Source organism: Janthinobacterium kochi, from assembly GCF_051380715.1.
Taxonomy (GTDB): domain Bacteria; phylum Pseudomonadota; class Gammaproteobacteria; order Burkholderiales; family Burkholderiaceae_D; genus Janthinobacterium.
Map to the genome: position 1 here is coordinate 26,595 of NZ_JBNYXO010000022.1, position 22,610 is coordinate 49,204.

Here is a 22,610-nt window from a genome sequence, read left to right on the forward strand (position 1 = left end):
ACTATGAACATCGACTACCTCAAGAAAATCCTGACCGCCCGCGTCTATGACGTTGCCACCGAAACGCCGCTGGAACTGGCCCCGGCCCTGTCGCAGCGCCTGAACAACCAGATTTACTTCAAGCGCGAAGACATGCAAAGCGTGTTCAGCTTCAAGATTCGCGGCGCCTACAACAAGATGGCCCAGCTCAGCGACGCGGAACGCAAGCGCGGCGTCATTTGCGCCTCCGCCGGCAACCATGCCCAAGGTGTGGCACTGTCGGCCGCGCGCATGGGCTGCCGCGCCGTCATCGTCATGCCCACCACCACGCCACCCGTCAAGATCGACGCCGTCAAGGCGCGCGGTGGCGTGCATGTGGAAATCGTGCTGCACGGCGAGTCCTACACGGATGCCTACAACCACGCGCTGACGCTGGAAAAAGAACAGAAGCTGACCTTCGTGCACCCGTTCGACGATCCGGACGTGATCGCCGGCCAGGGCACGATCGGCATGGAAATCCTGCGCCAGCATTCCGGCCCCATCCACGCCATCTTCGTGGCCATCGGCGGCGGCGGCCTGATCGCCGGCGTGGCGGCGTACGTGAAACAGATTCGCCCCGACATCAAGATCATCGGCGTGCAAACGGTCGATTCGGACGCCATGGCGCGCTCGCTGAAAGCGGGCGAACGCGTCACCTTGCCCGACGTGGGCCTGTTTTCGGACGGCACGGCGGTGCGCCTGGTGGGCGAGGAAACCTTCCGCCTGGCGCAGCAATATGTCGATGACATCATCATCGTCGATACGGATGCCATCTGCGCCGCCATCAAGGATGTGTTTACGGATACGCGCTCCATCCTGGAACCGGCCGGCGCGCTGGCCATCGCTGGCGCCAAAGCTTATGTGGAGCGGGCCAGCCTGAGCAAGCACCCCATCGTCAACCAGACGCTGGTCACCATCGCCTGCGGCGCCAACATGAATTTCGACCGCTTGCGCTTCGTCGCCGAGCGGGCCGAACTGGGCGAATTCCGCGAAGCCGTGTTTGCCGTCACCATGCGCGAACAGCGAGGCAGCTTCAAGCGCTTCTGCTCGCTCATCGGCGCGCGCAACGTGACGGAATTCAATTACCGCATCAGCGATGAAAAAGCCGCGCACGTCTTCGTCGGCATCCAGATTGCCGACCGGCATGAGTCAAGCGTGCTGGCGAAGACCTTCGAGGAACACGAATTCAAGACGCTCGACCTGACCCACGACGAGCTGGCCAAGTCGCACATCCGCCACTTGGTCGGCGGCAAGAGCCGGCTGGCGCAGGATGAGCTGTTGTACCGCTTTGAATTCCCCGAGCGTCCCGGTGCACTGATGCGCTTCCTCGACAGCATGGCGCCGAACTGGAATATTTCCCTGTGCCACTACCGCAGCCAGGGCGGTGACGTGGGCCGTATCCTGATCGGCCTGCAAGTGCCGCCCGATGAAATGGGAGAATTCGCCCGCTTCCTCGATACCCTGGGGTACCGTTACTGGGATGAAAGCAGCAATCCTGTGTATAAGCTGTTCCTGGGGTAATAACAGGTCAGTCGCTTCGCGATCGGAATGCGCCCCACCGGGGCGCATTCCCCCGTCGGGTCTGACCCCGATCCTTGCCGTTGGGTTGAAATAGGCTACCATGCGTCCTTGACCGAACTACGCCACACGACCATGACCACCACCAACGACCTCGCCGGACAATCCCCCCTGGGCAAAAGCTCCGCCTACCGCAGCGATTACGCACCGGAACTGCTGTTTCCGATTCCCCGCCAGGGCAAGCGCGACGAACTGGAATTGCACGGCACCTTGCCGTTCTTCGGCCTCGATATCTGGAATGCGTACGAACTGTCGTGGCTGAACCAGCGCGGCAAGCCGCAAGTCGCCATTGCCAAGGTCAGCGCGCCGGCCGATTCGCCGAACATCATCGAATCGAAATCGTTCAAGCTGTACCTGAACTCCTTCAACCAGACCAAACTGGACAGCCCGGATGCGCTGCTGGCCCTGCTCAAGCAGGATTTGTCGAACGGTTTTGGCGCGCCCGTGCAAGTGGAACTGACCTTGCAGGAAGATTTCGGCAAGCTGAAAATGGGTGAATTCGAAGGCGTGCTGCTCGATCGCCTTGACCTGGAAATCACGCAATACACGCCCTCGCCGCTGCTGTTGAAGGCGGCGTTCGATGATGCACCGGTGGAAGAAAAACTCGTCTCGCACTTGCTCAAATCGAATTGCCTGGTGACGGGCCAGCCCGATTGGGGCAGCGTGCAGATCGCGTATGCAGGACCACAGATCGACCAGGAAAGCCTGCTGCGCTATCTGATTGGCTTCCGCGAACACAATGAATTCCACGAGCAATGCGTGGAGCGCATCTTTGTCGATATCTTGCGCCAGTGCAAGCCGCAAAAACTGTCCGTGTATGCGCGCTATACGCGCCGCGGCGGACTCGATATCAATCCGTGGCGCAGCAACTACAGCACGGGAGCGGTGCCGGGCAATCTGCGCAATGCACGCCAGTAACACCGCGCAACACCTTGAAATCATGCCAACAGGAATGTCGGCTGTGTTTTAAAACAACGTTGCAGTAGTGCCCCAGTGCATGTCAAAGACGCTGAAAAATCGGAAAATCGGTATTCGGCGGCGGAAAAACCGGCGCGCCGCGTGTTTTTAATCAAGAAATAGCCGATATACCCCGGTGTTGGTTTTTTGCTAAAATGATGGCGACATGGGCTGTAGCGCGCACTGCGCCCGCAGCGGGCGTATACTGTTGAGAATTGGCGTTACAGGCCGCGGAAACAGGCCTATAATTCGGCTCGCAAGCCCTCTGCGCATTGCACCATTTCATTGAGTGTCATGACTAATCTTAGCAAAATACTATCCCTCGAAAACGTCCTGCTGGACCTGGAAGTCTCCAGTAAAAAGCGCGCCTTCGAGCAAGCCGGCCTGATCTTCGAAAACAACTACGGCATCGCCCGCTCTACCGTTTCGGACAATCTGTTTGCCCGCGAACGCCTGGGCTCGACAGGCTTGGGCCATGGCGTGGCCGTGCCGCATGGCAGGGTCAAGGGCAGCAAGACCCTGAAAGCGCCGCTGGGCGCCTTCGTGCGCCTGGCCGAGCCGATTCCCTTCGAGTCGCCCGATGGCAAGCCCGTGAATCTGCTGTTTTTCCTGCTGATTCCCGATCATGTCACCCAGCAACATCTGGAAATTTTGTCGGAAATCGCCGAAATGTTTTCCGACGATGCCTTCCGCACGGCGCTGGCCACGGATCCGGAACCGAAATCCGTGCATTCGCGCATCGTCAATTGGCAACCCAGTCTGCAAGCGGCGGGTTAAACTTCAGGTATTCCTCCACTCCTGAAGAAGACTGCCATGTTGCAAACGCCGCTGACGATACAACGCCTGTACGACGATAATCGTGAAAGTCTGCAACTGGGCTGGTTCGCCGGTTTCCCCGGCGGCGAGCGCCTGATCTCGGGCGATGTCTCGTCGGCCGCCGACCAGGTGGGCCACTTGAACCTGATCCATCCGGGCCGCATCCAGGTCTTTGGTCACCAGGAAATCAATTACTACCAGCGCCTGAAGGTCAATACGCGCACCCACGTGATCGGCGAGCTGATCGCCGGCGGTCCGCCCGCGCTGATCATCGCGCAAGGGCTGGAAACGCCGCCAGACATCCTCGCCATTTGCGACGAGCAAAACATCCCCCTGTTCTCGACCCCGCTGCCGGCCGCGCAAGTGATCGACTTCCTGCGCGTCTACCTGTCGAAAAAGCTGGCGCAGCGCATCATCATGCATGGCGTGTTCATGGACGTGCTGGGCGTAGGCGTGCTGATCACGGGCGACTCTGGCCTGGGCAAGAGCGAACTGGGCCTGGAGCTGATCTCGCGCAGCCACGGCCTGGTGGCCGATGACGCCGTCGAGTTTTCGCGCATCGCGCCGAACATGATCGAAGGCCGCTGCCCGCCCCTGCTGCAAAACCTGCTGGAAGTGCGGGGCCTGGGCTTGCTCGACATCAAGGCCATCTTTGGCGAAACAGCCGTGCGCCGCAAGATGCGCTTGAAACTGATCGTGCACCTGGTGCGCCGCAACGCGCTGGAAGAAGAAGTCGAGCGCCTGCCTTTCCTGTTCCCCACGGAAGACGTGCTCGGCTTGCCCGTGCGCAAGGTCGTCATCCCCGTCGCCGCCGGCCGCAACATCGCCGTGCTGCTGGAAGCGGCCGTGCGCAACACGATTTTGCAGTTGCGCGGCATCGATACCTTGCAGGAGTTTATGGAACGGCAACGACTCGCCATGAGTGGCGATTAATGTTGCCAAGGAGTTCGCCCTTGCAAGGGCGAACCGTTGCGCAGGCGGAGAGCAAGGCTCTCCGAACCCCCTGCTACACCAGCGGTTGGCAATGAGTGGTGACTAATTACCGGGGTCCGACCCGACGGGTCTGACCCCACATTGACGTCAATGGCAACAATTAAATACAAGCAATGCTCGAACAATAATTGCAATAATTTGTAAAGATCATTGCCTTGGGAGCGCAGCGCCGATCTTTATTGTATGATCGGCGTATGCATATCGTCCTTATCACCGGAATATCCGGTTCCGGTAAATCCGTCGCGCTCAATGTGCTGGAAGATACCGGCTATTATTGTGTCGACAACCTGCCGCCGGCCTTGCTGCCCAGTCTGGTGCAAACGCTGCTCGACGAAGGTACGCCGCAACTGGCCGTCGCCGTCGATGCGCGCAGCGCCGAGTCGCTGACCAGCCTGCCGCACAACGTGGCCCTGCTGCGCGACCAGGGGCACGACGTCAAGGTCATGTTTTTGACGGCCACCACGCATTCGCTGGTGGCGCGCTTCTCCGAAACGCGGCGCAGCCATCCCCTGTCGCACGAATTGCGTCCGAACCAGAATCCGGCCAGCCGCCGCACCCTGATCGAATGCATCTCGGAAGAGCGCGAACGCCTGTCTGCCATCGAACAGCTGGGCCATGTGATCGACACCTCGGAACTGAGCGCCAACAAATTGCGCGCCTGGATCAAGGATATCGTCGCCTCCGAACGCGCCCCGCTGACCCTGTTCTTTGAATCGTTCGCCTTCAAACTGGGCGTGCCGCTGGACGCCGATTTCGTCTTCGACGTGCGGGCCTTGCCCAATCCCTATTACGACTTGGCGCTGCGCCCGCTCGACGGCCGCGACGCGCCCGTGATCGCCTTCCTCGACGCGCAACCGAGCGCGCTGGAACTGCTGGCCGACATCCGCGCCTTCATCGAAAAATGGTTGCCGTCATTCAAGTCCGACAACCGCAGCTACCTGACGGTGGCCCTGGGCTGCACGGGCGGCCAGCACCGCTCCGTGTACATGGCGGAACGGCTGGCGCAGTATTTCGGGCCGAACGAGCGCGTAGTCTTGCGCCACCGCGAGCGCGCTTAATCAGTCGAGGTGGCGCAGTGGATGCGCTGACGCCGGCCAGACGGGCGCAAAGAAACGCGCCACCATGGCCGCATCGACCTCGTCGAGGCTGGCCGGACTCCAGCGCGGCGCATTGTCCTTGTCGACCACGAGCGCGCGCACGCCCTCGATCACTTCGCCATGCGCGAAATTGTGGCGCACCACCGTGCGCTCCATGCGCAGGCAATCGGCCACCCCCAGGCGGGCGCCACGCTGCAGCAATTCCAGGGTCACCGACATCATCAGCGGCGAACGCAGGCGCATGGCCGCCAGGGCCTTGGCGGCGAACGCGCTGTCGTCTTGTGCCAGCGAAGCCATGATGGCGGCCACGGAAGGGGCGCCGAAATGGCGGTCCAGCGCCGCGCGCGCCGTGGCCAGAGGAGAAGCCCCCACCTCGGGGTGGAACGGCGCAGCCAGTGCCTTGATGGCCACCGGCAAGGCCTCGCCCGGCGTCGATTCGAACAGATCCAGCAGCGAGCCCATCTGCGCCTCGGGCAAGTACACATCGGCCAGGTCCGTGTACAGGGCATCGGCCGCGTTGATCGTCAAACCCGTCAAGCCCAGGTACAGGCCCAGCTGACCGGCCAGGCGGGAAAGGAAATAGCTGCCGCCCACGTCGGGAAACAAACCAATATTGACTTCCGGCATGGCCATGCGCGTGCGGCCCGTGACGATGCGCAGGCGGTTGCCTGGCCCGGCTTGCGCCACGCCCATGCCGCCGCCCATGACTACGCCATCCATCACGGCGATATACGGTTTCGGATAGAAATGAATCAAATGGTTTAGCGCATATTCTTCCGTAAAAAAATCTTCCAGCTGGGCGCTGCCGCCTTGCGGCGTGGCCAGGCCCGCATCGTAAAAGAAACGGATGTCGCCGCCGGCGCACAGGGCCTTGTCGCTGCTGGAGCGAATGATGACGGCGTCCACCTGCGGATCGTCGCGCCAGGCCAGCAGGGCCGCACTCAGCGCGCGCACCATATCCAGCGACAGGGAATTCAAGGCTTTCGGGCGGTCGAGCACGATGTGGCCCGTGCGATTGCGGATGGAGGTCTGGACGAAGTCGCTCATGGCAGGCAGGAAAGAAGTGAAAGTGCAAACATTCTAGCGCCTGCACGGGGAACATTGCGTTCAACAGGTCCGGGCGCAAAAAAGGGCGCAAGATGTGCGCCCTTAGTTGATCACAACTGCTGGAAGCGGGTGGCCTTAGACGGCGACGACGGCGTCTTCCTCTGAGTTGTCTGGCAGATGCTTGATCGCCTCTTTACCGTGCCCTTGCACTTTGGTTTTGTACTTCATCACTTGCCTGTCCAGCTTGTCGATCAGGGTATCGATGGCGGCATACAGGTCGTGCGCCAGGCTTTCCACGTAGACGGTCTTGCCACTCAGACGCAGGTTGACTTCGGCCTTTTGACGTTTTTCTTTCTCTTTGAGGTTATCCACGGTCAGAATCACGGCAATATCGATAACTTGATCGAAATGACGTTTCACACGCTCCAGCTTCGTTTGTACGTATTCACGGATGGCTGGTGTGACTTCGAGATGATGTCCGCTGATGGTGAGATTCATACACACTCCTAAAGATGATCGGGTTCGTGCGGTCCATCGACTCCGGCCCGCAGAGGAACCGAAAAAAACTTACAAACACTTACGCAGGCTCACTGGCGGAATTTTCAACGCTTCCCGGTATTTGGCAACAGTACGTCGCGCAATCACCATGCCTTGTTCCCCCAGCATGTCCGCAATCTTACTGTCGGATAAAGGATTTTTAGGGTCTTCAGCTCCTGTCAGTTGCACGATCAATGCCCGTATCGCCGTCGATGACGCTTCGCCCCCCGCTTCGGTGGCGACGTGGCTACCAAAGAAATATTTCAACTCGAACATGCCGTGCGGGGTCAGCATGTACTTTTGAGTTGTTACCCGCGAGATCGTACTCTCGTGTAAACCCAGTGTATCAGCTATTTCACGGAGCACAAGGGGGCGCATGGCAACGGCCCCATGCGAGAAAAAGTTCTTTTGTCTTTCTACTATCGCCTGCGCCACGCGCAGGATCGTGTCGAAGCGCTGGCGCATATTCTTGATCAGCCACTTGGCTTCCTGCAACTGTGCGCCCATGGCACCCTCACCCTTGCCCTGCTTGAGCAGGTTGGCGTACATGGCGTTGACGCGCAGGCGCGGCATGACGTCATTGTTCAGGGTCACTTGCCAGCCATTGCGCGCGCGCTTGACGACGACGTCGGGCACCACGTAATCGGACACATCCGAGGCAAAGACGGCACCCGGATGCGGATTGCACTGGCGAATCACGGTCTGTGCTTCGCGCAAGTCTTCCTCATCGCAATCGAGTGCTTTTTTCAGCTTGTTGAAATCGCGCTGGGCAAACCAGGCCAGATGCTTTTCCACGATAACAAGGGCCATGCGCCGCGTCACCATGGCAATATGCGGCAAACGCTTGATTTGCAGCGCCAGGCATTCGGACGCATTGCGCGCGCCCACGCCGGGCGGATCGAAACTTTGCAGCAGAGACAAGGCCGTGCGCATCTCGTCGGCGTCGATTTCCAGTTCTTCCGGCAGGCGCGCCAGGATGTCGTCGAGCGACTCTTCCAGGTAGCCATTGTCGTCGAGCGCATCGATGATCAGCTCGACCAGCGCGCGGTCACGCAATTCGAGCACCGTCACGCGCATCTGCTCCATCAAGTGTTCGCGCAGGGTGCAGTGGTGGGCTTCGAGTTGCGGACGGGAATCTTCGTCGTCGGGCGCCTTGCCCCGGCTCGCCTCGCTCCAGTCGCTGTCGCCGCCATCCGCGGCGGCCGGGCCCTCGCCCGCCTCGCCGTCAAAGGTTTCTGCTTCGGCCGGTGCTGCAGGCGCATCCTGGCCTGGCGGCTGGGGCGGTGCTTCGGCCGGCGCGGCCGTGGAACTCAATGCCCCGTCGGACAGCAGGCGCAGCGAACGGTCGAGCGGGTCATCGAGGCGCTCGAGCAAGGGATTGTCCGTCAGCAGTTGCTCTAGTTCCTGGTGCAATTCCAGGGTAGACAATTGCAACAGGCGTATCGATTGCTGCAACTGCGGCGTCAGTGCCAGGTGCTGCGAAGTGCGCAGCTGCAATGATTGTTTCATTGGCTCACATACGGAAGTGTTCGCCCAGATAGACCCGGCGTACCGACTCGTTGGCGATGATGTCATCGGGGCGTCCCGACGCCAGCACGGAGCCCTGGTTGATGATGTAGGCACGGTCGCAGATACCCAGCGTCTCGCGCACATTATGATCGGTGATCAGCACGCCGATATTGCGCTCCTTCAAGAAGCGCACGATACGCTGGATCTCGATCACGGCGATGGGGTCGACACCGGCAAACGGTTCGTCGAGCAGCACGAAACGCGGGTCGGTAGCCAGCGCGCGGGCAATTTCCACGCGGCGCCGCTCGCCGCCCGACAGGGACAGCGCCTGGTTCTCGCGCAACTTTTCAATCTGCAAGTCGGCCAGCAGTTTATCCAGGCGCTCCTCGATCTCGGCCTTCTTCAGGGGACGGCCTTCGACGGTCTGGATTTCCAGCACGGCGCGGATATTATCTTCCACCGTCAGCTTGCGAAACACAGACGCTTCCTGCGGCAGATACGACAGGCCCATCTGCGCGCGGCGGTGGATCGGCAGGCGGGAAATGTCCACGCCGCTGATATCGATGCTGCCGCCGTCCGACGGCACCAGGCCGACGATCATGTAGAACGAGGTGGTCTTGCCGGCGCCGTTCGGCCCCAGCAAACCCACCACTTCGCCACATTCGACTTGCAGCGAGACGTCATGCACGACCTGCCGCTTGCCATAGGTTTTTTGCAGCCCGCGAACGATCAGGGTGCTGCCGCAACGTGTATTGTCCATTATTTATTTCCTGGCGCAGGCGTGGCCGGCGCTTTCTCCGCCGCCGGTGCCTTGGTCTTCGGCTGGATCACCATGCGCACGCTGCCGCCATCCGGGGTGCTGGTGCCGCTGTTGGAATTTTCCATCGCAAACTCTTCCTTGCGGCTGTCATACGAAATGAAGGCGCCATTGGCCACGTCGGTCGCTTTCGAGCCTTCCAGGCGCGTCACCTTGGCCTTGGAAAACAGTTTTACCACTTCCGTCTTGTTGTCGTATTCCACGCGCTCTGCTTCGCCTTCGACCCACAGGTCGCCCGCGCCATCGCGCTTCTGGCGGAAGGTGGCCAGCTTGCCGGGATCGGCCCAGAAAGTAATGAACTGGTAGCCTTGCGGGTCTTCCGTGATCAGGGCCCGGCCCGCCTTCATGGTCAGCGTCCCCTTGACCAGCACGACGTCGCCCGTCAGGGTACGCACCTGCTTGACGTCATCGACGTGGCCGCTACGTGCCGTGATGACGGCTTCCTTCTCGGAATCGGCCTTCTCGGCATGCGCCACGCCCATGATGGCCAGGGAAAATACGGTCATCAGCAAGATATTCTTCATAGTATGGTTTCCTTGTTTCATTCTGTCATTTTGCCGCCGCGGCCGGGCGCGGTTTCGGCGGGAGGACCATGCGCAGCGCATTCTGCACTTCCACCACGCCGGTGGCATTATTGGCCTTCATGCCGATGCCATTGATGCGCGAGGCGCCCGTCAGAATATCGACAGGCACGTCCGTTTCCATTCTTTCCTCATCCGGGAACACCGTCAGCGCTTCCGTCTTGACTGTCAGGTTCTGCGCCTTCGGACTGGCCACCCGGTCGATCACGACCTTGCGGTACAGTTGCAGCCGGGTATTGTCCTGGTCGATATGCGCCAGTTCCGCATTCATATTCAACGGCGGCATGCCGGGCGTGAGCTTGCGCACGAAGGGCTGGTCGATATCGGACGAATCGTCCAGCGGATAATGCGTGAGCTTGGTACCCGACACGATATAGCTGGGCTTACCCGTCAAGTCCATGCGCACCATGCTGAAATTGGTGATGAAATAGTCGGGCTCATCCAGATGCTTGCTGGCCGTGATGTCCTGGCTATTCTTGTTCATCACTTCGAGCAGCCAAAAGCTGCCGAGCGCGACGACGACCGCGCCCAGCACGGTAAAAATCATGCGCCAGCGATGGGCGCCTCCTGGCTTACGCATAGGGCTTCACTCTTTCAAAGGTCACTGGCGAGGCGCCGCGCCTCACTCCAGGAACGGCGCCATGACGCGCGCATAGTTGTCCTGGGCGCGCAGCAGGAATTCGCAGATTTCGCGCACCGCGCCGCGCCCGCCGCCGGCTTGCGTCACATGGTGCGCCAGGTCCAGCGCTTCCGGACGCCCGCCCGGCACGCTGACGGCAAAGCCCACGCGGCGCAGGATGGGCGCATCGATGACATCGTCGCCGATATAGCCGCATTGCTCTTCCGTCAAGCCCGTCAGCGCCAGCAGTTCGCGAAACGGCGTCAGCTTGTCGTGACCGCCCTGGTGCACATGAGTAATGCCCAGGTCTTGCGCGCGGCGGGCCGTAATGGCCGAGCGGCGCGCGCTGATGATGGCCGTCTGCACGCCCGATTCCTGCAGCAGCTTGATGCCCAGGCCATCATACACATTAAACGTTTTCATCATCTCGCCATCGGGGCCGAAATGCAGGCTGCCGTCGGTGAGCACGCCATCGACGTCAAAGATCATCAGTTTGACCTTGGCCGCGCGCGCCAGGTTGTCCGCTACGCTATCCATTAGATCACCTTCGCTTGCGTCAGGTCATGGATATGCAGGGCGCCCACCAGCTTGCCGTCGGCATCGACGACCAGCATCTGGTTGATGCGGAACTGCTCCATCACGGCCACGGCATCGACAGCCAGGCGTTCGGGCGCGATGCTGCGCGGTTGCGCATGCATGACGTCGCGGATCGCCACTTGCGTGAAATCCTGCACGCGCTCGAACATGCGGCGCAAGTCGCCATCGGTAAACACGCCCACGGGGCGGTTGTCCGCGTCGACGATGGCCGTCATGCCCATGCCCTTCTTCGTCATTTCTTCCAGCGCCTGCAGCAAGGAAGCGTCCACGGGCACCTTCGGTACCCGTTCGCCGCTGCGCATGACGTCATGCACATGCGTGAGCAGACGACGGCCCAGGGCGCCGCCCGGGTGCGAGCGGGCGAAATCTTCTTCCTTGAAGCCGCGCAAGTCGAGCAAGGCCACGGCGATCGCGTCGCCCAAGGCCAGGGTGACGGTGGTGCTGGCCGTCGGCGCCAGGTTCAGCGGACAGGCTTCTTTCTCAACAGAAATATCGAGGTGCACGTCGGCCAGCTGGGCCAGGCTGGAGTTCGGTTTGCCCGTCATGGAAATGAGCACGCCACCCATGCGCTTGACGACGGGCATGATGGCCATCAGTTCCGACGATTCGCCGGAGTACGATATGGCAATAAAAGCATCGTCCGAGGTGACCATGCCCAAGTCGCCATGGGCCGCTTCGGCCGGATGCACGAACAGGGCCGGCGTGCCGGTGGAAGCGAGGGTGGCGGCAATCTTGCGCGCGATATGGCCAGACTTGCCGATGCCGGAGACGACGACACGGCCCTTGCATTGCAGCAACATCGCCACGGCGCGGCCCACGCTGTCGTCCGTGGCCAGGCGCGCGTGCAGCGCAACGATGGCGTCGGACTCGATCTGCAAGGTGGTGCGGGCCAGCGCGACGGCGCGCTCGGTCGTCGCTTGCATGTCAATTCGATCAAAAGCTTTCAGCATTGTTTTTTCATGGGTTACACTCATGCCCAAAGTATAAACGAATTAGGAAAGCAAAAAACTTGCCAGTCACAACAAACAACGATTTCCATTGACCGTACCGGGCAACCCATGTTTTCCTCGCTTGAACTGACCCTGATGTTACTCGGCAGCGCCGTGCTGGGCGTGGTCGCTTTCAGAATGTTGCATTTGCCGCCCATGCTGGGCTACCTGGCCGTCGGCATCGTCATTGGCCCCCACGCGCTGGGCCTGGCAGCGGAAAACGAGGCCAGTCACACCCTTGCCGAGTTCGGCGTCGTCTTCCTGATGTTTTCCATCGGGCTCGAGTTTTCTCTGCCCAAGTTCCTCGCCATGCGGCGCATCGTTTTCGGCCTTGGCATGGCGCAAGTGGTCACCACCATCATTGCCACCGTCGTCTTCGGCTGGTTTGTCGGGCGCTACCTGTCCGCCTACATCCACCTGAGCTGGCAAGCCGCGTTCGCCCTGGGCGGTGCGCTGGCCATGTCGTCGACGGCCATCGTCTCCAAAATGCTCACGGAACGGCTGGAACTCGAAAGCGAACACGGCCGCAAGATCATCGGCATTTTGCTGTTCCAGGACTTGGCCGTGGTGCCGCTGCTGATCCTGATTCCCGCCCTCACGCGCGATTCGGACAACCTGGCCGAAACCCTGGCCTGGGCCGGCGGCAAGGCCCTGGTCGTACTCATTTTGCTCTTGTTCATCGGCCAGAAACTGGTGCGGGGCTGGCTCACCATCGTCGCCAAGCGCCGCTCGCAAGAATTGTTCATGCTCAACCTGCTCCTGATCACGCTGGGTGCGGCCTGGATCACGGAACGGGCCGGGCTGTCGCTGGCCCTGGGGGCGTTTGTTGCCGGCATGCTCATTTCCGAGACGGAATTCAAGCACCAGGTGGAAGAGGATATCAAGCCATTCCGCGACGTGCTGCTGGGCCTGTTCTTCATCACCGTCGGCATGCTGCTCAATATCCGCGTGGTACTCGACAACTGGTGGCTGGTCTTGCTGCTGCTGTGCGGCCCCGTGCTGCTGAAATTCGCCCTGATCGCGGGCCTGGCCCGGCTGTTCGGGTCCAGCAACGGCGTGGCCTTGCGCACGGGACTGGGACTGGCGCAGGCGGGCGAGTTCGGCTTCGTGCTGCTGAACCTGGCCGGCGGCATCAAGCTGATGGACCCGTTCGTCGTGCAAGTGGTGCTGGCGGCCATGGTGCTGTCGATGCTGGTGGCGCCCTTCCTCATCGCCAAGTCCGACGCCATCGTCATGAAACTGGCCGCCAACGACTGGATGATGCAATCGCTGGCCCTGACGAAAATCGCCACGCGCACCATGGCCTCGCAGAAACACGTGCTGATCGCCGGCTTCGGGCGCAGCGGGCAAAGCCTGGCCACCCTGCTGACAGAAGAAAAGATCGAATACCACGCGCTGGACCTGGACCCGGAACGGGTGCAGGAAGCGCAGCTGGCCGGCGCCCACGTGTCGTATGGCGACGCGGGCCGGCGCGAAAGCCTGGTGGCGGCCGGCATCTACCGCGCCAGCGCCGTGGTGATCACGTATGCGAATACGCCCTCGGCACTGAAGTTATTGCATCTACTTAAAGAAATGGCGCCGACCTTGCCCGTTATCGTGCGCAGTCACGACGACACCGACCTCGACCAGCTGAAAAGCGCGGGCGCGGCCGAAGTGGTGCCGGAATTGATGGAAGGCAGCCTGATGCTCGCTTCGCACGCGCTGATCATGATGGGGGTGCCCCTGCGCCGCGTGGTGCACCGCGTGCAGGCGGCGCGCGAGGAGCGCTACGCCTCCTTGCGCGGCTATTTCCACGGTTCCAGCGACGCGGGCGACGATGCCGAGCTGGAACGCCTGCATACGGTCACCGTCAACGACGGCGCGCAGTGCGTGGGCTTGCCGTTGAGCACGATCGACGTGGCTGGTTGCGGCGCGTTTGTGACAGCCATCCGCCGCGGCCGCGGCAGCCTCGATGTTACCCCCGAGACGCAGCTGGCCAGCGGCGACGTGGTGGTGCTGCGCGGCACGGCCGACGCCGTGGCCAAGGCTGAAACTTTACTATTAAAATAATTAGTCGGGCGGTGCCTGCCAGCTGATGACCTTGTTGCGGCCATCGGCCTTGGCCTGATACAGGGCCTGGTCGGCGTGCGCCACCAGTTGCTGCGCCACCGTTTCGATCGGTAGCAGCGCCGCGTCTGCTTCCAGGCTGGCCACGCCGATCGACACGCTGACCCACGCCTGCGCGCTGCCCGGCAAGTCAAACATGGTGCCGGCGATGCTGGCGCGGATGCGTTCGGCAACAAAGGTCGCGCTATCGAGGTCGGCGTCGATCAGCAGGACGACGAATTCCTCGCCGCCGAAGCGGCCCAGCGCGTCGGAGCGGCGCAATTCCGTGCGGATGCGCGTGGCCACTTCGCGCAACACTTCATCGCCACCCTGGTGGCCATAGGTGTCATTGACCAGCTTGAAATGGTCGATATCGATATACATGCACGAAATGCAATAGTTCTGGCGCCGCGCGCGGGCGATTTCTTCCAGCAGCCGGCGGTCGATATAGCGCCGGTTATAGACGCCCGTCAGGGAATCGGTCAAGCCGATGTATTTCAGCATTTCATTGCTGATCACGTTTTCCAGGCAAATGGCGATGATGGAGGCCATGTGCTTGATGAAATCCGTGCCCAGCGAGGGAGTAAAGCGCGTCACGTCGCCGCTGGCCAGGTTCAGGCTGCCAATCAGGCGCTTGTTGCGCAGCAAGGGCACCAGCGCCACGCTGCGCAGGGGAGCGTCGATCTGCGGAAAGCGCGGGCCATGCACGAGTGCATCGAACTGTCCCAGCAGCGGCAACGGCGGCAAGGCCGCCTCCCCCTCGGCCACGGGCTTTGGTGCAGCAAAACCCAGCTCCGCCACGGCATGCACGAACAGCAACTGCGGAAAGGCGCTGAAATCGACGCCCAGCTTTTCCATCACCAGCACGATATCGTCATCCTCGTCGAGCAAGCTCAAAGTGACGCCGTCGAGGTCGGAAATCACGGGCAAGGTGCGAAAAATGGTGCCGATCAATTCGGGAAACGTGGACGCGCTGACGATTTCCAGGTCGAACGCCTGGTGGCGGCACATGATGTCATGGTTGCGCTCGACCTGTTCCAACAGGAAAGCCATGCGCGCGCGCAAGGCCTGATTTTCGGCTTCGAGGCTGGCAATGCGCGGGTCCGGCGGTATTGCTTGATTCATAGAAACCTTAAACCCTTCTGTACGGGCGCCATGCTTAAAATGCCAGTTCGAAACCGATGTCCTGCCCTACCACGATACGCTCGTCGCCGCCGTCGGTGACGATGGCGTTCATGCCGAAGCAGATGGCGCCATCGAGCTCGGGCTTGGTGCGATAGCCATGCATGACGTCGAGCGGGTCTGGTCCCGGCACGCCCGTGGCCTGATCCACCGACGGAATCGGGCAGCGCGAGCACGGTTTGACGGGTTTTAATACGGTGGCGCCGAATTGCAGGAACGCAGCGTAGTCTTCCTCGAAGGCGCCGATGTCGCCGATCACGAGGTTGGGGCGGAACCGGTTCATCGGCAGCGCCTCGCGGCCGGCGGCGCGCAACTTGTCATTGACATCGGCTAGCGAGGCACTGCCCGCGATCAGCACCGGGTAGCCGTCGGCAAACATGGTCGAGGCCACCACACCGTCCGTCCACTTGGTGCTGGTGGCGCGCACCACGTCCGGGTGAAAGCGCGCCAGGCGGCATGGCACGCCGATGGCGTTGGAAAACCAGGTGGCCGTGACCTCATCGCAATCGTAGGCGCGCACGCTATCGTCCCACACCTGCACCTCCAGCATGGGCGCCAATTGCGGATGCGGCAAGCCCAGCTCGATTTCCAGGCGCAGCATGCCCGGCGCGCGCAATTCCAGCGTGGTGGCCTTGATGGACGGCACGATCAGCGCCATGCGCGGATGTTCGCGCTGGGTCAGGAAGCGGCCTTGCTCGTCCACCACCATCCATTCGCGGTCGAACACGTGCTCGCTCATCAGCCCTGAATGCGTGAGCACTGCCTCCTGCAAGTGGATGCCGGCGCACGATTTGATCGGATACAGGATGATGTCGGACAGGATAGCCATGGACAGGGGACAAGGAACAGTGTTGCTGCTTCTGCCAGGAAGTTATTCAGAAGCGAAGTATGGCAGCAAAGCGGGCAAGCGTAAATCAGCCAGGCTCAACCGATACGGCTGGCCTGGCGCGACAAGGATCAATACGTGTAGAAAATACGCTGGATTTCTTGCGTGCTGTTGGTCTTGGTCAAGGCCAGCATCAGCAGGATGCGGGCTTTTTGCGGGTTCAGGGTGTCGGACACGACACTGTCGAGTTCATCGTCATTGGCTTCGCCATTGCGCGCCACGATGCCCTGACCGACGCGGCTCGACCGCACGATCAGCACGCCCTTCTGGCGCGCTTCCACCAGGGCCGGCTTCATTTGCGCGGCCACGCTGCCATCGCCCACGCCCGCGTGGATGATGCCCTTGGCGCCGGCGGCAATGAAGGCGTCCATGCCGACCCGGTTCATGTTGGCGTAGCCATAGACGATGTCCACTTGTGGCAGGGCATCGAGCTTGCTGATGTCAAATTCCGATTCCAGCGTGTGCTTGCGCGTCGACTGGCGGTAGAAAAAGGCCTTGCTGCCCTGGATATAGCCGAGCATGCCCAGTTCCGGCGACTTGAAGGTGTCGGTCGTCGAGGTATTCGTTTTGGTCACTTCGCGCGCGGCGTTGATCTGGTCGTTCAAGGCCACCAGCACGCCCTTGCCCAAGGCTTCCTTGCTGCCGGCCAGCATCACGGCGTTGTACAGGTTGATCGGGCCGTCAGCCGAGATGGCGGTCGACGGACGCATTGCGCCCACCACCACCACCGGCTTATGGCTTTTCACGGTCAGATTCAGGAAATACGCCGTTTCCTCGATGGTGTCCGTGCCGTGCGTCACGACCACGCCATCGACATCGTTCGAGGCCAGCAGCACGTTGATGCGCTTGGCCAGGGCCAGCCAGTGGCTATTGCCCATGCTTTCGCTGGCGATCTGGAACACTTGCTCGCCTTTCACATTGGCTACTTTTTTCAGTTCCGGCACGGCCGCGATCAGGCGCTCGACGCCCACGGTGGCCGAGGTGTAGCCGACGGTGGTGGTGCTGTCGGCGCCGCTGCCGGCGATGGTGCCGCCCGTGGCCAGGATCACCACATTCGGCAATTTGACGGCCGCTTGTTGCGCGCGCGCCGGGGACGCGGCGATAAAGCCCATCAGCAAGGTGGCCAGCATCAGCTGTGCACAAGAATGGAATTTGCGTGAAAACATGGTGCTCCCGTGAGGTGTACTGTCAAAAATAACAACGTCGTGTGCAAATTATATGTCATCCATGCCGGGGGAAATCTCCAATTCATGCGTAGCGCGCAAACGTGCGCGCCTGCGCATGCGCTACAGTGGCGCCATGTCCACACTGCTCCCCTTCCGCGCTTGCCTCATCCTGCCACTGGTCTTGATGGCGGTGGGCGCCTGCTCCACGCAAACCGAACTGCGCACGGCGGCGCAACAGGAGCAGTTCGCCCGCGAATCGGCCAGCCAGGGCGACTGGGAGCGAGCCATGCGCAACTATGCGGCCGCGGCCGACAATGCCGAACTGGGCCATGGCGACTTCGCTTGGCAGGCGCGGCTGCATCACCAGGCGGGACGCGCCGCCAGCGGGGCCTGCCGCTACGATGCGGCCGAATTTCATTTCCGCCAGGCCATCGCGCTGGCAAAGAAAAGCGGTCAATCGAGCGCGCTCAGCGAGAAGGCACTGGAATCGCTGCCGGTGGGCAAGCCTTGCGGAATCCCTCGATGAGCCCCGCGCCTACCTTGCTGGCCGCCTCTGCCCTCTTCGCCGCCATGGCGCCGGCGTGCGCCGCAGAACCAGCGTTGCCTTTATGGGAAGCGGGCGTATTTGGCGGCACGGCCGTCACGCCGGCCTATCCCGGCGCCAGCGAGCGCTCGACGCGCAGCCTGGCCCTGCCCTATTTGATTTATCGCGGGAAAGTCTTGCGCGCCGACCGCTCCGGCGTGGGCGCGCGCCTGCTCGATACGGAGCGGGTGGAATTCGACGTGGGTTTCGCCCTGTCCTTGCCGGCCAGGTCCAGCGACGTGCCGGCCCGGCGCGGCATGCGGGACCTGGGCACCCTGGTGGAATTTGGCCCGCGCCTGAAAATCAAGCTGGCCGAACCAACCCGCAACAGCCGCCTGGGCCTGGAACTGCCCTTGCGCGCCGTCATCGAAGCGCGCGGCGGCCTGCGTCGCCAGGGCGCCACGTTCGAGCCGCGCCTCGTGTACGCGCTGCAAGGCGATCAGCAGGCATGGCACCTGGACGCCAGCGTCGGCGCCGTGCTGGGCAATGCCGCCATCAACGATTATTTTTATGGCATCAGCCCCGCCTTTGCCACCGGAAAGCGCCCGGCGTATGCGGCAAAAAGCGGGTTGATGCTCACGCGCCTGGGCCTGGGTGGTTCCTACCGGCTACACCAGGACTGGCGCGCCTTTGCCTTTTTACGCTACGACAACTACGCAAGCGCCGCCAACCGTACCAGCCCCCTGCTGCGCCAGAACAGCGGCACCTCGACCGGCATCGGCCTGATGTGGACGTGGCAACGCTCGGGCCGCATGGCCGTCGAATGATGATTGCGCCGGATAGTGCGGGAACACGGCGCTGACCGGTCGGGTTTCTGGAGGGAGATACGCGCTGCCATCGGATTGCCTGAAGACATGCTGGAGGTGATCGTCGCATTGAGCAGCACGTCAAGGCCGGCGTTCCATTCCAGCGTTTGCAGCGTGATCGACGTCAGCCGGCTGCCCGGCTGGAAGGCCGTCTGGGCCAGCAGCGCCGCTTCCGGATAGACCCAGGCGCGCATCACGCGCAAGCGCCTGACCTCGATACGGGCGGTCGACGACGGCATGTTGGCGGCCACCAGCGCGGCGGCACTTGCCGCAGTGCCGGTGCGGGCGAAATCTGGTGCAACTGACTGCCCGCGCCAAGCCGTCCGTCTTGTCCGCGTGATGCACGCGGCGATGGGAAGGAAATTTGCTAAAATATCCTTTGTCATGTGGTTTAGCAACACAGACAGCAGCGTCTTTCACAAAACCACAGCGCCTGTCGCTCAACAATATGCAGCCAGCCCAATCCGACCGGAAGCGGCCGTTGCGAACCAAGGGCAGTAAGCATGAACGACATTCACCGTGCCGGCATCGCCGCGCGCGCAGCCCAGCCTGCGCTCCTGAAAGCGGGCGTACTACAGGAAGCCATCTTCAACAGCCCCTATTTTTCCTGCATCGCCACCGATGCACAGGGTGTGATCCAATTATTCAATGTCGGCGCCGAGCGCATGCTGGGCTATCAGGCAGACGAGGTGATCAACCAGATCACGCCGGCCGGCATATCCGATCCGGCCGAGGTCATCAGCCGCGCCACCGCCCTCTCCGAGGAAATCGGTACGCTGATCGCGCCCGGTTTTGACGCGCTCGTCTACAAGGCGTCGCGCGGCATCGAAGACAGTTATGAGCTGACATATGTGCGCAAGGATGGCAGCCGCTTCCCGGCGATCGTCTCGGTGACGGCGCTGCGCGATGCGGAGGACGCCATCATCGGCTATCTGCTGATCGGCACCGACAATACCGTGCGCAAGCATGCGGAACAGGAGCGCGAGTTGCTCAATCGCGTGCTGAGCGACAATAGCGTGGAACTGGAAAATGCGCGTGCGCAAGCGGACAAGGCCAACCGCGCCAAGTCGGAATTTCTGTCGAGCATGAGCCATGAGTTGCGCACGCCGCTCAACGCGGTACTGGGCTTTGCCCAGCTGATGGCGTCGGACACGCCGCCGCCCAGCGCATCGCAGCAACGCTCGCTGGACCAGATCCTCAACGGCGGCTGGTATCTGCTACGCCTGATCAATGAAATTCTCGACCTGTCGATGATCGAATCGGGGCGGGTCGCCATGTCGCGCGAGGCGATGGCGCTCACCGAAGTCTTGCGCGATTGCCGCGCCATGATCATGCCGCAAGCGCAAAAACGCCATATCACGCTGTCCTTCCCTACACTCGACCAGCCGTTCTACGTACATGCCGACCTGACGCGCGTCAAACAGGTGGTCATCAACCTGCTGTCGAATGCGATCAAATACAACCGCACGGGCGGCAGCGTGCAGGTGGAATGCAAACGGCATGGCGAACGGGTGCGCCTGAGCGTGCGCGACACCGGCAACGGCCTGAGCGCCGAGCAATTGCAACAATTATTCCAGCCGTTTAACCGGCTGGGACAGGAAGCCGGCACCGAGGAAGGCACCGGCATCGGCCTCGTGGTCACCAAGCAGTTGGTCGAACTGATGGGCGGCACGCTGGGGGTAGAGAGCGAGGTCGGGGTCGGCACGCTGTTCTGGATCGAATTGGCAGCCTCATCTGCTCCTGAACTGCAACTCGGCGAGCATGCCGGGAATATGGGCCGGGAGCCATCGGCTGATGCGCCGCTCGATGCGCCGCGCCGCAAGGTGCTGTATGTGGAGGACAATCCGGCCAACCTGATCCTGGTCGAGCAATTGATCGCCCGCCGCAGCGACCTGGGCATGCTCAGCGCCGTCGATGGCCACCTCGGCATCGCGCTGGCGCGCCAGCACCAGCCCGATCTGATCCTGATGGACATCAACCTGCCCGGCATCAGCGGCACCGAGGTGCTGGGCTTGCTGCGCGTCGATCCGCTGACGGCGCACATCCCCGTCATCGCCTTGTCGGCCAACGCCCTGCCGCGTGACGTGCGCAAAGGCCTCGACGCCGGCTTCCTGCGCTATCTGACCAAGCCCATCAACGTACCCGAGTTCATGGAGGCGCTCGACACGGCGCTAAGCGTGACGGCTGCTCCGCCAAAAGGAGTCGGGACACGCTAGCCTGTCTGGCGATGCGCCTGAAGCAAAAAAACCTCGCAAGCCGCGAGGTTTTTTTTATCTGCCATACGTTTAGACGTTGAACAGGAAGTATTACCTTACAAAGGCCATTTTTACTGGAAAGTGAATGCATGACCTACATTTCGTAGTCACTTCCATATACATTTTTTTTTGTTCATGCCCTCAAAACAACGCTATGCAATGCATTCACTCAGGCACAGTGGATTAATGAAGTGTAGCACCCGGCTCAAAGACCATCATTTTTCCCGGCTCCAAGTAACTCAAGTACATCTTTCTCCAATATTGCAGCCAGCTTACACAGCACTAACAGAGATGGGTTACCTACGCCACGCTCAATCTGGCTGACATAGGTACGATCCACGTCCGCGCTAAGGGCGAGCGCTTCCTGCGACAAGCCGTGTTGGCCTCGAAGCTCTTTGATATTGCGCGCCAAGGATTGACGCACCTGCTCGTAATTTCTTCTCATCGGTACCAAGCTTGGCCCTGATGAGACTCACAATCCACGGAATATATTCAACAAAGTAGAATATAATCATCAAGCTACATTCACTGACCGTGTCACCACAAGGAGTTGTAGATGAACCGGACTTCGATTCGATCCGCCCTGTGCCTAACCTGCACGGTCGATACCAAATCCATGGAGGACTGAGTATGCATTGTCCATTCTGTGGCAGCACCCAGGTTCAACTGCATTCAGTGGTATGCGCTGACGGCAAGAAACACATCCACGTCCGTCACATGGGCTCTATCGATGGACGGCTCATGCAAGGCAGCAGTTACGGTACGCCTGCATGAGCAGTCGTTAGAACAGCGGTCAACCAATTAACCTTTGGCAGTCTGAGCCGCTCGCCTCGGAAAGGACAGGCGGCATTTTCTTGATCCATCCACATCTACTCGTCTTCCGACGCCACCGGATGACGAGACGGGGAATCACATGACGTCCCTCGTTTCATCATCTGATTGGAATCAAAGTACCCATGTAAAAAAATTAACGAAATCATTGAAAGCTTAACTGCAAGCGCATCAATTCAGCATTGGGCAATCTGCCGCCCGCTTTCTACTAACAGAAAATGGCAGAACGTGAACCTATCATTGTGTCCGAAATTACTTGACCACCGCACGGTGTCGATGCACTCATTGACGCAAACCGCAAGAAACCCAAGCTCAAAAACCGAGTCGAAGAGGCCACGGAGACCGCCGTCGTGGCGTTCTCCCTAGAGCAGCCAGCATCTGGACAGGTTCGGGCATCCAACGAGCTGCGCCAAGCGTGGCATCTTCATATCACCGTCTGGAATGCGCTCCGTTTGGCTACGTCGCGATCTTGAGCCGTTTAAGAATTGCCTGACAGCGTTGGAAAAGCATGTTGCCAAGACCGGCGACGTTCTGACAGAGGCGCAAGTTTAAGGACAGAACGCCGATCAGGCCTTCTCCGATTTCAACGGGGTTCAATAGATCCCGGCCAAAGCCGCCGTCGGCGCGGGCGTTTCGGCCGCGCCGGAAGCAATCGCAGGGT

General features: G+C 61.0%; 22 protein-coding genes and 1 pseudogene. 10 read left to right on the plus strand and 13 right to left on the minus strand.

The genetic code is table 11. From position 1 onward, the window contains the following. The first annotated feature begins 3 nt into the window (after positions 1 to 3). From ilvA to rapZ, 5 genes are all read left to right on the plus strand, one after another. Positions 4 to 1,539, plus strand: coding sequence for a threonine ammonia-lyase, biosynthetic (gene ilvA, locus ACQ4WL_RS26590; protein ID WP_436512603.1), 1,536 nt, complete (start codon positions 4 to 6; stop codon positions 1,537 to 1,539). A 132-nt stretch (positions 1,540 to 1,671) separates the two neighbouring features. Next, on the plus strand, positions 1,672 to 2,514 hold the full coding sequence (gene queF / locus ACQ4WL_RS26595; protein ID WP_436512643.1) for an NADPH-dependent 7-cyano-7-deazaguanine reductase QueF: 843 nt from the start codon (positions 1,672 to 1,674) through the stop codon (positions 2,512 to 2,514). Between the two features lie 333 nt (positions 2,515 to 2,847). Further along, on the plus strand, positions 2,848 to 3,330 hold the full coding sequence (locus ACQ4WL_RS26600; RefSeq protein ID WP_071079718.1) for a PTS sugar transporter subunit IIA: 483 nt from the start codon (positions 2,848 to 2,850) through the stop codon (positions 3,328 to 3,330). A gap of 36 nt (positions 3,331 to 3,366) precedes the next feature. Then, a complete protein-coding gene (hprK, locus tag ACQ4WL_RS26605) occupies positions 3,367 to 4,302 on the plus strand; it encodes an HPr(Ser) kinase/phosphatase (RefSeq protein ID WP_034753337.1) in 936 nt (311 codons plus the stop codon). Positions 4,303 to 4,556: 254 nt separating this feature from the next. Next, the gene (rapZ, locus tag ACQ4WL_RS26610; protein ID WP_436512605.1) at positions 4,557 to 5,420 is read left to right on the plus strand and encodes an RNase adapter RapZ; all 864 of its coding nucleotides are present in this window, start codon (positions 4,557 to 4,559) and stop codon (positions 5,418 to 5,420) included. Here rapZ and ACQ4WL_RS26615 read toward each other — a convergent pair whose 3' ends face one another. The 8 genes from ACQ4WL_RS26615 to ACQ4WL_RS26650 all read right to left on the minus strand — a co-directional run bounded on the left by ACQ4WL_RS26615 (position 5,421) and on the right by ACQ4WL_RS26650 (position 12,140). Then, positions 5,421 to 6,506 (minus strand): enoyl-CoA hydratase/isomerase family protein, encoded by a 1,086-nt coding sequence (locus tag ACQ4WL_RS26615; RefSeq protein WP_436512607.1) that lies wholly within the window; start codon positions 6,504 to 6,506, stop codon positions 5,421 to 5,423. Positions 6,507 to 6,641: 135 nt separating this feature from the next. Next, positions 6,642 to 7,004 carry a ribosome hibernation-promoting factor, HPF/YfiA family gene (gene hpf, locus ACQ4WL_RS26620; protein ID WP_035824124.1) on the minus strand — a complete coding sequence of 121 codons (363 nt, stop codon included), beginning with the start codon at positions 7,002 to 7,004 and terminating at the stop codon, positions 6,642 to 6,644. 69 nt (positions 7,005 to 7,073) lie between these two features. After that, the gene (locus ACQ4WL_RS26625) at positions 7,074 to 8,552 is read right to left on the minus strand and encodes an RNA polymerase factor sigma-54 (RefSeq protein WP_436512609.1); all 1,479 of its coding nucleotides are present in this window, start codon (positions 8,550 to 8,552) and stop codon (positions 7,074 to 7,076) included. A gap of 4 nt (positions 8,553 to 8,556) precedes the next feature. After that, entirely contained in the window at positions 8,557 to 9,312 is a 756-nt protein-coding gene (gene lptB / locus ACQ4WL_RS26630; RefSeq protein WP_099760888.1) for an LPS export ABC transporter ATP-binding protein, read from the minus strand. Further along, positions 9,312 to 9,893: a lipopolysaccharide transport periplasmic protein LptA gene (gene lptA / locus ACQ4WL_RS26635; protein ID WP_436512611.1), complete on the minus strand. Its 582-nt coding sequence runs from the start codon at positions 9,891 to 9,893 to the stop codon at positions 9,312 to 9,314. The genes lptB and lptA overlap by 1 nt, the downstream gene beginning before the upstream one ends. A gap of 25 nt (positions 9,894 to 9,918) precedes the next feature. After that, complete coding sequence (gene lptC / locus ACQ4WL_RS26640) at positions 9,919 to 10,530, minus strand: LPS export ABC transporter periplasmic protein LptC (protein ID WP_436512613.1); 612 nt, start codon at positions 10,528 to 10,530, stop codon at positions 9,919 to 9,921. 42 nt (positions 10,531 to 10,572) lie between these two features. Further along, positions 10,573 to 11,106, minus strand: a complete 534-nt coding sequence (locus ACQ4WL_RS26645; RefSeq protein ID WP_141171517.1) for a KdsC family phosphatase — start codon at positions 11,104 to 11,106, stop codon at positions 10,573 to 10,575. Continuing rightward, positions 11,106 to 12,140: a KpsF/GutQ family sugar-phosphate isomerase gene (locus tag ACQ4WL_RS26650; RefSeq protein WP_436512615.1), complete on the minus strand. Its 1,035-nt coding sequence runs from the start codon at positions 12,138 to 12,140 to the stop codon at positions 11,106 to 11,108. Before ACQ4WL_RS26650 ends, ACQ4WL_RS26645 begins: the two co-directional genes overlap by 1 nt. Before the next feature lie 84 nt (positions 12,141 to 12,224). On the opposite strand from ACQ4WL_RS26650, the gene ACQ4WL_RS26655 reads away from it, so the two are divergent. Continuing rightward, positions 12,225 to 14,204, plus strand: coding sequence for a cation:proton antiporter domain-containing protein (locus ACQ4WL_RS26655; RefSeq protein WP_436512617.1), 1,980 nt, complete (start codon positions 12,225 to 12,227; stop codon positions 14,202 to 14,204). Here the strand turns inward: ACQ4WL_RS26655 and ACQ4WL_RS26660 are convergent, their stop codons facing one another. The 3 genes from ACQ4WL_RS26660 to ACQ4WL_RS26670 form a co-directional block, all read right to left on the minus strand. Then, entirely contained in the window at positions 14,205 to 15,365 is a 1,161-nt protein-coding gene (locus ACQ4WL_RS26660; RefSeq protein ID WP_436512619.1) for a GGDEF domain-containing protein, read from the minus strand. It lies immediately after the preceding gene. Positions 15,366 to 15,399: 34 nt separating this feature from the next. Beyond that, positions 15,400 to 16,251: an MOSC domain-containing protein gene (locus tag ACQ4WL_RS26665; RefSeq protein ID WP_436512621.1), complete on the minus strand. Its 852-nt coding sequence runs from the start codon at positions 16,249 to 16,251 to the stop codon at positions 15,400 to 15,402. A 128-nt stretch (positions 16,252 to 16,379) separates the two neighbouring features. Continuing rightward, a complete protein-coding gene (locus tag ACQ4WL_RS26670; RefSeq protein WP_436512623.1) occupies positions 16,380 to 17,474 on the minus strand; it encodes a type II asparaginase in 1,095 nt (364 codons plus the stop codon). A 133-nt stretch (positions 17,475 to 17,607) separates the two neighbouring features. Here ACQ4WL_RS26670 and ACQ4WL_RS26675 point away from each other — a divergent pair, with 133 nt between their 5' ends. Both ACQ4WL_RS26675 and ACQ4WL_RS26680 read left to right on the plus strand, forming a co-directional pair. Next, complete coding sequence (locus ACQ4WL_RS26675; protein WP_436512625.1) at positions 17,608 to 18,000, plus strand: tetratricopeptide repeat protein; 393 nt, start codon at positions 17,608 to 17,610, stop codon at positions 17,998 to 18,000. Continuing rightward, the gene (locus ACQ4WL_RS26680) at positions 17,997 to 18,824 is read left to right on the plus strand and encodes a MipA/OmpV family protein (RefSeq protein WP_436512627.1); all 828 of its coding nucleotides are present in this window, start codon (positions 17,997 to 17,999) and stop codon (positions 18,822 to 18,824) included. Before ACQ4WL_RS26675 ends, ACQ4WL_RS26680 begins: the two co-directional genes overlap by 4 nt. On the opposite strand, the gene ACQ4WL_RS26685 is transcribed toward ACQ4WL_RS26680, so the two are convergent. Further along, positions 18,710 to 19,249 (minus strand): hypothetical protein, encoded by a 540-nt coding sequence (locus ACQ4WL_RS26685; protein ID WP_436512629.1) that lies wholly within the window; start codon positions 19,247 to 19,249, stop codon positions 18,710 to 18,712. The genes ACQ4WL_RS26680 and ACQ4WL_RS26685 overlap by 115 nt on opposite strands. 117 nt (positions 19,250 to 19,366) lie before the next feature. Between ACQ4WL_RS26685 and ACQ4WL_RS26690 the strand changes: the two genes are divergently transcribed. Further along, complete coding sequence (locus ACQ4WL_RS26690; RefSeq protein ID WP_436512631.1) at positions 19,367 to 21,079, plus strand: PAS domain-containing hybrid sensor histidine kinase/response regulator; 1,713 nt, start codon at positions 19,367 to 19,369, stop codon at positions 21,077 to 21,079. 244 nt (positions 21,080 to 21,323) lie between these two features. Here the strand turns inward: ACQ4WL_RS26690 and ACQ4WL_RS26695 are convergent, their stop codons facing one another. Continuing rightward, on the minus strand, positions 21,324 to 21,563 hold the full coding sequence (locus ACQ4WL_RS26695; RefSeq protein WP_436512633.1) for a helix-turn-helix domain-containing protein: 240 nt from the start codon (positions 21,561 to 21,563) through the stop codon (positions 21,324 to 21,326). A 655-nt stretch (positions 21,564 to 22,218) separates the two neighbouring features. Between ACQ4WL_RS26695 and ACQ4WL_RS26700 the strand changes: the two are divergent. Continuing rightward, a pseudogene (locus ACQ4WL_RS26700) lies at positions 22,219 to 22,498 on the plus strand (IS481 family transposase); the annotation flags it as partial. Between the last annotated feature and the right edge of the window lie 112 nt (positions 22,499 to 22,610).

Coding starts and splice junctions, on each gene's coding strand:
- ilvA (WP_436512603.1), top strand. CDS start 4: ATGAACATCGACTACCTCAAGAAAATCCTGACCGCCCGCGTCTATGAC.
- queF (WP_436512643.1), top strand. CDS start 1,672: ATGACCACCACCAACGACCTCGCCGGACAATCCCCCCTGGGCAAAAGC.
- ACQ4WL_RS26600 (WP_071079718.1), top strand. CDS start 2,848: ATGACTAATCTTAGCAAAATACTATCCCTCGAAAACGTCCTGCTGGAC.
- hprK (WP_034753337.1), top strand. CDS start 3,367: ATGTTGCAAACGCCGCTGACGATACAACGCCTGTACGACGATAATCGT.
- rapZ (WP_436512605.1), top strand. CDS start 4,557: ATGCATATCGTCCTTATCACCGGAATATCCGGTTCCGGTAAATCCGTC.
- ACQ4WL_RS26615 (WP_436512607.1), bottom strand. CDS start 6,506: ATGAGCGACTTCGTCCAGACCTCCATCCGCAATCGCACGGGCCACATC.
- hpf (WP_035824124.1), bottom strand. CDS start 7,004: ATGAATCTCACCATCAGCGGACATCATCTCGAAGTCACACCAGCCATC.
- ACQ4WL_RS26625 (WP_436512609.1), bottom strand. CDS start 8,552: ATGAAACAATCATTGCAGCTGCGCACTTCGCAGCACCTGGCACTGACG.
- lptB (WP_099760888.1), bottom strand. CDS start 9,312: ATGGACAATACACGTTGCGGCAGCACCCTGATCGTTCGCGGGCTGCAA.
- lptA (WP_436512611.1), bottom strand. CDS start 9,893: ATGAAGAATATCTTGCTGATGACCGTATTTTCCCTGGCCATCATGGGC.
- lptC (WP_436512613.1), bottom strand. CDS start 10,530: ATGCGTAAGCCAGGAGGCGCCCATCGCTGGCGCATGATTTTTACCGTG.
- ACQ4WL_RS26645 (WP_141171517.1), bottom strand. CDS start 11,106: ATGGATAGCGTAGCGGACAACCTGGCGCGCGCGGCCAAGGTCAAACTG.
- ACQ4WL_RS26650 (WP_436512615.1), bottom strand. CDS start 12,140: ATGAGTGTAACCCATGAAAAAACAATGCTGAAAGCTTTTGATCGAATT.
- ACQ4WL_RS26655 (WP_436512617.1), top strand. CDS start 12,225: ATGTTTTCCTCGCTTGAACTGACCCTGATGTTACTCGGCAGCGCCGTG.
- ACQ4WL_RS26660 (WP_436512619.1), bottom strand. CDS start 15,365: ATGAATCAAGCAATACCGCCGGACCCGCGCATTGCCAGCCTCGAAGCC.
- ACQ4WL_RS26665 (WP_436512621.1), bottom strand. CDS start 16,251: ATGGCTATCCTGTCCGACATCATCCTGTATCCGATCAAATCGTGCGCC.
- ACQ4WL_RS26670 (WP_436512623.1), bottom strand. CDS start 17,474: ATGTTTTCACGCAAATTCCATTCTTGTGCACAGCTGATGCTGGCCACC.
- ACQ4WL_RS26675 (WP_436512625.1), top strand. CDS start 17,608: ATGTCCACACTGCTCCCCTTCCGCGCTTGCCTCATCCTGCCACTGGTC.
- ACQ4WL_RS26680 (WP_436512627.1), top strand. CDS start 17,997: ATGAGCCCCGCGCCTACCTTGCTGGCCGCCTCTGCCCTCTTCGCCGCC.
- ACQ4WL_RS26685 (WP_436512629.1), bottom strand. CDS start 19,249: ATGACAAAGGATATTTTAGCAAATTTCCTTCCCATCGCCGCGTGCATC.
- ACQ4WL_RS26690 (WP_436512631.1), top strand. CDS start 19,367: ATGAACGACATTCACCGTGCCGGCATCGCCGCGCGCGCAGCCCAGCCT.
- ACQ4WL_RS26695 (WP_436512633.1), bottom strand. CDS start 21,563: ATGAGAAGAAATTACGAGCAGGTGCGTCAATCCTTGGCGCGCAATATC.